The organism is Gordonia sp. p3-SID1431 (assembly GCF_025143765.1).
GTDB lineage: Bacteria > Actinomycetota > Actinomycetes > Mycobacteriales > Mycobacteriaceae > Gordonia > Gordonia hongkongensis.
Genome location: NZ_JAMBDT010000069.1, coordinates 19,225 through 27,003 on the forward strand (window position 1 = coordinate 19,225; position 7,779 = coordinate 27,003).

The 7,779-nt window shown below is 64.9% G+C and carries 11 protein-coding genes and 1 pseudogene; 10 read left to right on the forward strand and 2 right to left on the reverse strand.

Translation table 11 applies throughout. The features are described 5' to 3' along the window. Positions 1–65 precede the first annotated feature (65 nt). The 7 genes from M4D77_RS16495 to M4D77_RS16525 all read left to right on the forward strand — a co-directional run bounded on the left by M4D77_RS16495 (position 66) and on the right by M4D77_RS16525 (position 5,232). Complete coding sequence (locus M4D77_RS16495) at positions 66–725, forward strand: hypothetical protein (protein ID WP_259936729.1); 660 nt, start codon at positions 66–68, stop codon at positions 723–725. Beyond that, complete coding sequence (locus M4D77_RS16500) at positions 722–1,159, forward strand: hypothetical protein (protein ID WP_396266592.1); 438 nt, start codon at positions 722–724, stop codon at positions 1,157–1,159. The genes M4D77_RS16495 and M4D77_RS16500 overlap by 4 nt, the downstream gene beginning before the upstream one ends. Next, a complete protein-coding gene (locus M4D77_RS16505; protein ID WP_259936730.1) occupies positions 1,159–2,022 on the forward strand; it encodes an RAMP superfamily CRISPR-associated protein in 864 nt (287 codons plus the stop codon). Before M4D77_RS16500 ends, M4D77_RS16505 begins: the two co-directional genes overlap by 1 nt. A gap of 294 nt (positions 2,023–2,316) precedes the next feature. Continuing rightward, positions 2,317–3,024, forward strand: coding sequence for a hypothetical protein (locus tag M4D77_RS16510; protein WP_259936731.1), 708 nt, complete (start codon positions 2,317–2,319; stop codon positions 3,022–3,024). Positions 3,025–3,073: 49 nt separating this feature from the next. Beyond that, positions 3,074–3,475, forward strand: coding sequence for a hypothetical protein (locus tag M4D77_RS16515; RefSeq protein WP_259936732.1), 402 nt, complete (start codon positions 3,074–3,076; stop codon positions 3,473–3,475). Further along, positions 3,468–3,833 carry a helix-turn-helix domain-containing protein gene (locus M4D77_RS16520; RefSeq protein WP_259936733.1) on the forward strand — a complete coding sequence of 122 codons (366 nt, stop codon included), beginning with the start codon at positions 3,468–3,470 and terminating at the stop codon, positions 3,831–3,833. The genes M4D77_RS16515 and M4D77_RS16520 overlap by 8 nt, the downstream gene beginning before the upstream one ends. Before the next feature lie 7 nt (positions 3,834–3,840). Next, positions 3,841–5,232 (forward strand): helix-turn-helix domain-containing protein, encoded by a 1,392-nt coding sequence (locus M4D77_RS16525; RefSeq protein ID WP_259936734.1) that lies wholly within the window; start codon positions 3,841–3,843, stop codon positions 5,230–5,232. Between the two features lie 53 nt (positions 5,233–5,285). Here M4D77_RS16525 and M4D77_RS23890 read toward each other — a convergent pair. After that, positions 5,286–5,504, reverse strand: a pseudogene (locus tag M4D77_RS23890) (GNAT family N-acetyltransferase); the annotation flags it as partial. Positions 5,505–5,578: 74 nt separating this feature from the next. On the opposite strand from M4D77_RS23890, the gene M4D77_RS16530 reads away from it, so the two are divergent. The 3 genes from M4D77_RS16530 (at position 5,579) to M4D77_RS16540 (ending at position 7,394) form a co-directional block, all read left to right on the forward strand. Beyond that, positions 5,579–5,959 (forward strand): hypothetical protein, encoded by a 381-nt coding sequence (locus M4D77_RS16530; RefSeq protein ID WP_259936735.1) that lies wholly within the window; start codon positions 5,579–5,581, stop codon positions 5,957–5,959. 149 nt (positions 5,960–6,108) lie between these two features. Next, positions 6,109–6,393, forward strand: coding sequence for a MarR family winged helix-turn-helix transcriptional regulator (locus M4D77_RS16535; protein WP_396266593.1), 285 nt, complete (start codon positions 6,109–6,111; stop codon positions 6,391–6,393). Continuing rightward, positions 6,390–7,394 (forward strand): IS481 family transposase, encoded by a 1,005-nt coding sequence (locus M4D77_RS16540; protein ID WP_259936736.1) that lies wholly within the window; start codon positions 6,390–6,392, stop codon positions 7,392–7,394. Before M4D77_RS16535 ends, M4D77_RS16540 begins: the two co-directional genes overlap by 4 nt. Here M4D77_RS16540 and M4D77_RS16545 read toward each other — a convergent pair. Further along, on the reverse strand, positions 7,383–7,637 hold the full coding sequence (locus M4D77_RS16545) for a hypothetical protein (protein ID WP_259936737.1): 255 nt from the start codon (positions 7,635–7,637) through the stop codon (positions 7,383–7,385). The two genes, M4D77_RS16540 and M4D77_RS16545, sit on opposite strands and share 12 nt — an antisense overlap. Positions 7,638–7,779 lie beyond the last annotated feature (142 nt).

Sequence of the window (7,779 nt, forward strand, 5' to 3'; positions counted from 1 at the left end):
GTTCCCGACAGGCCCGGCGGCCGGGGAGGTCCCAGACCCGCTCGGCTGCCGGGTCTCCTGCACTCGTGGCCTGGACCGCCGCCGGCCGGCCGACCCCACCCACCGTCGAACTACCCGAGCAAGGGGAGTGGTGCTGTTGCTGCGGGGCCACCGACCTGCCGCTGGTGGCCGCGCTGTCGGTGGTCTCCCGCAAGTTCACCGACGCCGAATCCTGGGTGTACGGAGGGGACTGGTTGTGCGCGGCGTGCGGATGGGCCTACAGCACAGCCGAACTGCGCCGCAGCGTCTACCTCGTCGACCAACACCGCCCCGCCCGCACCGTCGTGGAGCGCGCCGAGCTGGGGGAGTTGCTGGCCGCGGGCCCGCTACCGGCCGACCGGATGGCGGTGGTGCCGGTCCGTGGTCGCCGCCACATCCTCCCGACCGCACGATGGGGGCATGTCTGCACCGACGACACAGCGGTTCGGTGGGATGATGCCGCGGTGGCGTTGTTGACCGACCTGCGATGGATACGCACCCTGCCCGGGGTACGCGCAGCGATGCTCACCGACCCCGCTCCACCCATAGCAGTGATGCGCGCTCTGCCGGCCGACCAGTGGCCTCAGCTGCTCACCGCCTGGGACGCCTTGTCGGTGTGGCGCACCCACCCTGGGGCGTGGTGGGACGGCGCGATCGCCCTGTCCACACCGGTCGCTCCTGCCGTGACGGCGAGGCGGGCAGGGTGAGCACCACCGACGAGGGGTCGACGCCGACCATGCGATGGCGGGCCGCGGTCCCGGAACTGCCCGCGCTCACCGACCCGGCCGCGATCTGCGCCGAACGGCTGCTGCTGCTGGTGCACTACGACCTGGATTGGGACTCCTGGATCGGCGATCACCGCCACCGCTACTGGGACGAGCTGCTCCCGGCGCGGGTGCGGGCGGCGACCTACCGCGCCGACAGCCTGCCCACCTGGTGGTCCCTGCTGGCCCAAGCACTCCCCATCACGGTCACCGACCGAGCCCGCCGGCTCGAGGTTGCACAGCTACTCACCGAACCCTCGGCGCCGGTGCTCAATCTGCTTCGCGATCAACTACCCTCCCTGATCCTGCGCGTGCGGATCATCGCCGAAACCGTCGCCGACAATCACCGCGCAGCTGCGAGCGCAGGGGAGAACTGATGGGGGAGCCGTTGATCAGCGCGGTATTCGATCTCGACATCACCGCCACGACGTCGATCGTGCACCGCGACGACACCCGCAACGCCACCTCGATCCAGAGCCTGTTCCGCCGCGAGAAAGTCCTGACCCCGACCGGGGAGGTGACGGTGGTGCCGATCATCTCCGGCAACGCCTGGCGCGGCATCCTGCGCCGCACCGGCGAAACCCTGCTCGCCGAGGTCCTCGACTACGCGGGCCAGCTGACGCCGGCGGCCGCGCACCTGCTGCGCAACGGCGGCTTCCTGCGCAAATCGACCCGCGAGATGACCCCCGAACAAGAGCGCGAGTTGAAGACGCTGGTGCCGCTGATCGGGCTGTTCGGCGGTGCCGCCAACGCACGAGTCATGTCCGGAAAACTGGTGGTGTCTAAAGTCGTTCCCGTCACCGCAGACACCCTGCACCTGCTGCCTATAGCACCGCCGGATGCTCCGATACCAGGCTCGGTGCACACCATCCTCGGGCAGGAATCCACCAGCCACAGCAACGACCTATCCGACACCGGCCCCACCGTCGACGGCGAGACCGGCGAGGGGTTCAGCCCGATCCGCCTCGACACCGAAACCCTCATCGCCGGCACCCGCCTGTCCGGGCAGATCCGGCTGGCCCACGCCACGCCGACCGAATACGGGCTACTAACCGACATCCTCGAGTACTTCGCCACCAACGGGCACCTTGGCGGCCGCACCGCCGCCGGCCACGGCAGCATTCACGCCACCCTCACCCAGGCGGTCACCGCTGGTACGGTTCCCAACGACGTGGACTGGCGAACCGCGGTTGCCGTGGGCCGGGACGCCGCGATCACTGTTCTCAGCTCGTTGAACTGATACGAGATGCCGCGGTCTGAACGCAGGCCGGACATCACGGGCGGTGTGTGAATGGCGGGTTTGCGGAGGACCGATTGGAGCAGCTGGATGAAAGACCCCAACGAACCACTCCAGGCCTTACAGGAGTACGCATTCCAGGGAATAGTGTTCGCGCGCTTTGCGCAAACTATCGCCTAAGGTGGTGACCCCGCACGGTTCACATATGCTGAGCCTGGCGCCAATTCGATCGAGGAGATTGACGCCCGTCTGGGCAGCGACAGCGACGTTCCCGACCCGCTGTTGACCGCACATCGGATGATCCGGTTCCACCTCCTCTCGGCGGGGGACGCGATCTACTCGTTGAGCGGCCTACTCAGAGGATCGTCAGCACTCCGTGTCGGCACGGCAACTCTTGGACGCACCGCCGTCGAACATCTGTCACGGGCAATGTTCCTCGGTGAGTCTGGAATCAACTACCGGCAACGCATCCAACGCACCGCCACGTTGATGGAGAAGGGCATCAACGAGTATCGACCGTCTATGCCCGATCACGCTATCGCCAACAGTCTGGTGCAGCAGTGGACACACTTCATGGCCAGGAACCGGCTGGAATTCAAAGGGCTCAAGGCGGAGAAAGTGTCGCAATATAGTGTCCTCGTGGAGAAGTACTTCCCAAAGATCGGGTATGTGGAACTCAGCCGCCCGACCCACGGAAATGCGATCTGGGTGACGCTCACCGTGATCTCAGAGCAGCAAGGCGGCGGCGCATCCCGCGTGTATGCGTTACGCAACCTCGCCTACTGCCTCGATTGCCTGGTCACTGCTTGCGATACCGTCGTGCAGCTGTGGAGTCTGGACATAGCAGCAGTTGAGCGGCAAGCAAACGATGACGGACCTGAGCCCATGACGTGGAACTCGGTGCTCCAGCTACGCGATTCAATGCTCGAAATCGCAGAGAGCTTCGAGCCGAGGGACTACGCCGACTTCGTCGACAATCCGCATCCCTATGGAACCTCCTCCTGAGTCTCGGTAATCCCTTGACGGAATAGTCTCCCGAGGGAATCATGGGGGTGTGATCGTCGACATGCCTGAGGAGTTCTTCGACTACCTCGACCGCTTGGAGGCCAAGGCCACCGAGGGTGACGTGCAGTCGACGAAGGTGCTGGCACACGTGGTGGCGGCGCTGACGGATCTGGCGGCGTTGCCGGGTCCGCCGACGGTGGAGACGCCCGGGCTCAAGCGGGTGCGGCGATCGGGTCGGTTTCCGGTGTGGCGCACCGCGCACCCTTTCGACAACGGCGTGGCGGTGCGGGTGATCTGCTGGTTCCCGCCCGACACCGACACTGTGGTGGTGGCCCTGTTCGCCGCGGATAAGGCGCGCATGGGTGATGTGTTCTACAACAGCGTCGGCCCGCGCGCGGATGTGGCGATCGAACGATGGATTTTCGAGACAGAAGGTGATGGCGATGAGTGAGTCCAAGAGGCGCCGGTCATTCCGGAGCGGTAATGAGAGGATCGCGCAGCTGGCCGCCAACCCGGTGATCACCGAGCAGGTCGAGCAGGTCCGCGAGCAGACCGCCGCTCTGGACCGGGTGTACGTGCAGACCCTCGCCGAGATCCGCAGGGCCGGCCAGATGACCCAGACCGACGTCGCCGCGGCGCTCGGTGTGGAGCAGGCCGCGGTGTCGAAGATCGAACGCCGCCACGACCTGCTGCTGTCAACGCTGCGGGAATACCTGACCGCGACCGGCGCCCAGCATCCGCGCATCGTGGTTGAGAAGGACGGCGTGGAGGTCTCGCTAGACCTCGACACCTTCACCAGTCGAGCGTGAGTCTCTGATGGCCGTCACGCTCGACGATCTGGATCGCTCACGGGCGTTACGCACGCCGGCGGAATTACGGGAACTCGTCGAGGCGATCCGCGACTCGCCGCCGGACTCCCAGGAGACCAACTGGGTGGAGTGGAAGAGCGGCCTGGACCTTTCTTCGAAAGAAGGTCGGTTCTCGATCGCGCGCGCCGTGCTCGGATTTGCCAACCGGGAGGTGACGCTGGCGTCCAACGTGTTCGAAGGTGTGGCGTACATGGTGGTGGGAGCCGAACCTGGAGCGGTGGCAGGGGTGACGGTGATCGATTCCGCGAAGCTCGAGCAAGGCGTCCGGACCTACCTTGACGGTCCGCGCTGGACCCCGCATTACGTGCAGGTTGACGGCAAGGATGTCCTGGTGATTGCGGTAGAGCCACCTCGCCCTGGGGACACAATTCACACACTGCTCAAGGAGTACAGCAGCGACAAGCCGACAGAATCTACTCGGGACAAGGACAGACCCGCAGCGAACCGTCGGGGGACGGTCTTTCACCGCGGTGCGGCACGAACCGAACAGGCCGGACCAGCCGAGATCGAGATGCTGGTTCAGCGCCGTGTTGATGGCACTCGCCAACCAGGTGTCGAGCTGGCGATGGCAATGACCGCGTTGCCGTTGATTCGGCTCGATCTCAGCCCGGATGCACTCGACGAATGGATGCAGCAGCATGAACGGAGTATCCGCGCGAACAGCGGCGCTCCGAAGCAACCACCGGCCGCGCCCCGAACGCCCGCGGGAGCAGGGACATTCGGGCTTCCTACTAGCTATTTGACCGCCGAGGGATACCTGGGTTCGGGGTACCGGGAACAGGATGCAAGGACCTTTGAGGCGCAGGTATCGGAGTACCTGGACGCTAAGCGTGCAGCCCTGCTGCCTCAGCTGGTAGGTGCGGTGGTGCGTTCAAACGGCAACAAGGTGTCCTTCGTCGTCACCAACGACAGCGACGACTCCATAACCGGTGTCCAACTCACCGTCCGGTTCCCTAGCAACGAGATCGTCGTGCGCAGCGTTGCTCCGCGTGCACGCTCGGTTCCGACAGTCCCCCGATGGCCAGACCCGCTAGATCTGAAGCGTTGGCCCTCACACCTTCCGACGATGCCCAGTGGGGGCGACCAGATCGTCGAGGTGATCTCGAAAGAATGGATAGAGGCGACCTTTGAGATTGGCGATCTACGGCCCCGCGAGCGGGACCGTACCGTTGCGCTGACAGTGGTGCCAACCATGCACGCACCGGACATGATCCCGCTCAAGTTGACGGCACGAGCAATGGATCGCCGAGGAACAACGACCGAAGAGGCAGCGCTAGTTGTCGGGGACGATTCGTGGGGGCCGGCCGCGTTTCTGGACTCACGGGTTGAACCTCGTTAAGGCTCGTCCTTCGCTGGTACCCGCAGGGGAGCTTCTCGGTCGGACACTCGGATCTAACTAGTTGGAGGTTCGATGAACAGCGGCCGGTAGTACTGGTCGCCTTCGGGATGACCAAACCGGTCCCAGCCAAGCGATGCCCAAAATCCGTGAGCCTCTTCGGAGTAAGCGAACAACCGTCGATTGTTGTGCAGCTCGTGTAGTGCCTGCATCACTTGGGTTCCGATACCGCGGTGGCGGGCGGCGGTGGCTACTTCGAAGAACTGGATCTCTAGTTGTTGCGGGACAGGAGGTTGATGCCGCGGCCACTCTTGCTCAGATGTATGCGAATCGCATAGACTTCCTGGTCATGGAACTCACCCTTGAAGAAGCGATCAACGAGTGGCACGCGAGCGTCAATGCCGGCGACCTGCAGCGATCTGAGCATGCGGTCGGCGATCCGGTCGTCGTGCTCGGCCCGAAGGGCGCGGGTCCGATCACGCCTGCGCAGTTCGCCGAGTGGGTGGAGCGCTCGGGCATCAAGCTGGTCCCGCGGTCCTGGCACCCGGTCAGCGATCGACTGATGGTGGTCGAGGAGGACGCGACCTGGCCCGAGAGCACGGAATCTACGCGGGTAGCGACGGTCTTCCGCGTCGCCGCCGGGAAGGTCACGGCTGCTCTCAGGCTGCCGGACCTCAAGGCCGCGCTCGAGCTGGCCTACATCTGCCGCGAGATGGCGGCATCCGAGTGACAGACCTCGGCCCGGGACAGGTCCTGTTCCATTTCGTCAGGCACTGGTCACGACGGTCTGTCGCAGCAGACGCAAGCGGTGAGCAGGGGCGACTCGTGCTCGTCTGCGAAGCTGTCCATACGCTCAATCTCCGCGCAACCCCGGCAACGGTGAACGCAATCGCGCAAGAGGTCGGGATCGACCAGAGCGGCGCGTCACGGTTGATCAAGAGCGCCACGGCAGCCGGGTATCTCGTCATGACGGCGTCCGCGACCGATGGCCGACGGCGCGAAGCATCACTCACCCATGCGGGCCAGGTGATGCTGGACCAGGCGCATCGTTGGCAGGAGGAAGTGTTCGCCGACCTGACCAGAGGCTGGAGCGACAAGAAGCGCCGCGACTTCCAGCAGGCAATGACCGACCTGGTCGAGCGCTCCTACGAGATGGACGCATGAGCCACGCCAACGCCCCGCTTAGCATCGAGGGACGCCGACGGCTGGTCGAGCGCTGCAAAACGCGTCCTATCGCCCACGTCGCCGCCGAGATGGGCATCTCACGTGCCTGCGCGTCGAAGTGGGTCAACCGATGGCGACGTCACGGCGACGCCGGACTGCGAGACTGCTCATCGAACCCGCACCGGAGCCCGAACGCCACACCAGCCTGGGCCATCGAGCAGATCGAGACCTGGCGACGCGAGCACAAGTGGTCAGCCCAACGCATCACCGATGAGCTAGCTGACCTCGGGTTCACGATCAACCGCCGCACCGTCACCCGGCACCTGGCCAGGCTCGGACTGGGTAGACGGAGGTTCATCGACCCCGGCGGCGACAACAACCGCAAGCCCGGGAAGATCAATGCACGCTGGCCCGGACATATGGTCCACCTGGACGTGAAGAAGGTCGGCCGCATCCCAGATGGCGGCGGCTGGCGTATCCACGGCCGCGACAGCGACCAGGCCAAGACCGTCGATCGAGCGAAGTCAGCTGGTGCGAAGCGTGGCTACACCTACCTGCACTCTGCCGTCGACGGATTCTCCCGACTCTCCTACACCGAGCCGCTGCCCGACGAGAAGGGAGCCACCGCTGCGGCGTTCCTGGCACGAGCCAAGGTCTGGTTCGCCGCGCACGGCATCACGCACATCCACCGGGTCGTCACCGACAACGGGGCCTGTTACCGCTCCGGTGACTTCGCCCGAATCGTCGGCCGACGCACGCGACACCAGAAGACCAAGCCGTACACCCCGCGTCACAACGGCAAGGTCGAGCGCTACCAGCGAATCCTGGCCGAGGAACTGCTCTACGCTCGCGAGTTCAATAGCGAAGACGCCCGCTCTTCCGCGATCGCTGTCTGGAACATCCACTACAACTACCACCGCCCGCACAGCGGAGCTGGTGGCCGACCGCCAGCATCTCGACTTCGCAGCGGCGTAACCAACGTCCAGCCCTCATACATCTAGTCGCTCGGGTCCGAGTGTTGGCACGTTCTCGTACTGGGGGTTGATGCCACCGGGGTCGTCGAATTCCACGCGCGCCACTTCGGCGCCGTCCTCGAGCACTTGTACGAACCAGGGGTCGTCGTCACGATATCGGGGCTCATCCCACCATCGATCGTTCTCATAGGGAACTTGGAAGTCGAAGGGAGGCAACCAGGTGTACCGGTTGGCGGGGCCTCGACGTAGTTCAACGAGGTTGAGTGTCATGGGGGTCAGTCCTGGATCTCGTACGGCACCCGGGAGTAGTACCGGTCGAACTCTCGGTGGTCGGCGATGTCGCTGAGCAGCCGCGCGACGGTCAACTCGTATCGGGTGATCTCTAGTCCCTGGTGTCCGCTGCCGAGGGGCA